Below are 1,806 nucleotides of genomic sequence, written 5' to 3' on the forward strand. Positions count from 1 at the left end.
GTCAGGGGTCTTCTTTACCTGCTCTTCAAACAGCTCTGCTACTGTCTTTTCTCTCGGATAGTCTGTCTCCGTTGCGTTGAAGTCGTTGAGGATAAACTGCTTTTCTGCCTCTGTCACTGCTTCAAGCTCGCATACCTTTGCTCCCGGCTTATTTGCCATTTCTTCACAGATCTTCAGCAGTCTTTCAAGTATCATCTGTACTTCTTCTTCGCAATACTTGTTCGGATCGTACATGATCTTAAAGCTCAGTTTTCCGGATATTTCCATTCCTAATATTGACATTCCGTAGTTCGTCTGCTCTCGTCCGCTTTCTACCTTTATCAGCGCTTCGCTTTCTTCTCCTTGATCTTCATTCAGTCCTGATCCATAGTTCTCAAATACATACAGAACCTTTATAAGCTCTGATCCCTGTGATGTCTTTCTCTGGATATCCGCAAGTGAACAATAATCGTAATTCGTACTTTCTGTTCCCTTTTCCTGCTGCTTCTTTATCAGCTCTTCTACAGTTTCTTCTTGATCTGCTTTCACCCTTACTGGTATAGTATTTATGAACAGTCCTACCATGTCTTCGATTCCGGGTATATCTGCGTTTCTTCCAGATACTACCTTTCCGAAAACTACGTCTCTGCTTCCACTGTAGCACTGCAGCATTATTCCTACCGCTGTCTCCGCTGCCGTATTTATCGTACTTCCGGCTCTTTCTGCCTCTGCTTTTAGTTTCTCAGTGATCTCTGTACTTGTTCTTCCAAATACTTCCCTCATCTGTTCTTCTGTTGGCTCTGGCTTTCCCATTGCCTTTATTTCACAATCACTGTCGTAACCTTCAAGCTCTTCTTCCCAGTATTTCTCTGCCTTATCTGCATCCTGCTTTCCAAGCCACTTGATATATTCGCTGTATTCCTCTGTTTGCTTTCTTTCTTCTGATATTTCTTTCTCTATTTCCTCTGCTTTTTCACCTTTTTCAAGTCGGAAATAATATTTAAACAGCTTCCTTACAAGTGTTCCCATGCACCAGCCGTCCATTATTATATGGTGCACCGTCAGCACTATTTTGCTCTTCCCATTACCTATAGCTATGCTCTTTACCCTCAGCAATGTATCTCTTGAAAGGTCAAAGCCACGCTTTATATCCGCTTTTGCAATTCTCTTTGATTCTTCTTCGCTTACTTCAAGTATTTCAAGTTCCGGTACTCTTTCTGCATACACTATCTGCTTCGGTTCTCTTATCTTTTCATATACAAAGCTCGTTCTCAGAACCTCGTATCTTTTGCTCAGCAGCCTCAATGCTTCTTTTAAGTTTTCACTGCTAATCTCAAATTCTGTTATGTATACGCTTTGTACCACATATCCTGTAGATTCCCTGTCTTTCAGATTATGGAACAGCATTCCTGCCTGTAATGGCGTAAGTTCATAGATCTTCTCTACCTTACCCGTAAAATCTTTCTGCATTTCTGCAAATTCTTCTGTTGTAAGGTCGTTTACTCCGTAATCACTTGCTGTCTTTTCCTCATGCTTTTCTTCACAATATCCTGCAAGCTCCTCTACGGCCTTCTCAAACTCTTCTTTCAGTTTATCTGCTAATTCCTGTCCGTACTGACTCGTGATTATGAAATTCAGCTTTCCGTCTGCAACCTGTCCGTTAATTGTTATCTTATCTTTCAGACTGTTTCCTTCAGCTACATCTCTTCCGCAGCTGTACTCTCCGAAATAACTTGTTTTGCTTCCACTGAAATCTCCGAGATAATTGAAGCAGATGTCAGGAATTTCTTCATGCTCTGTAAATCCATATCCAATTCCGTTATCAGC

1 protein-coding gene is annotated in these 1,806 nt (G+C 41.4%); it reads right to left on the reverse strand.

Translation table 11 applies throughout. The annotated features are described in order from the left end of the window. Positions 1-1,806, reverse strand: a 1,806-nt coding sequence (locus T488_RS17260) for a condensation domain-containing protein (protein WP_037297468.1), incomplete at both ends; no start/stop codon positions are given.

Origin of the sequence: Ruminococcus flavefaciens ND2009, from assembly GCF_000621785.1 — a bacterium.
GTDB lineage: Bacteria > Bacillota > Clostridia > Oscillospirales > Ruminococcaceae > Ruminococcus > Ruminococcus flavefaciens_C.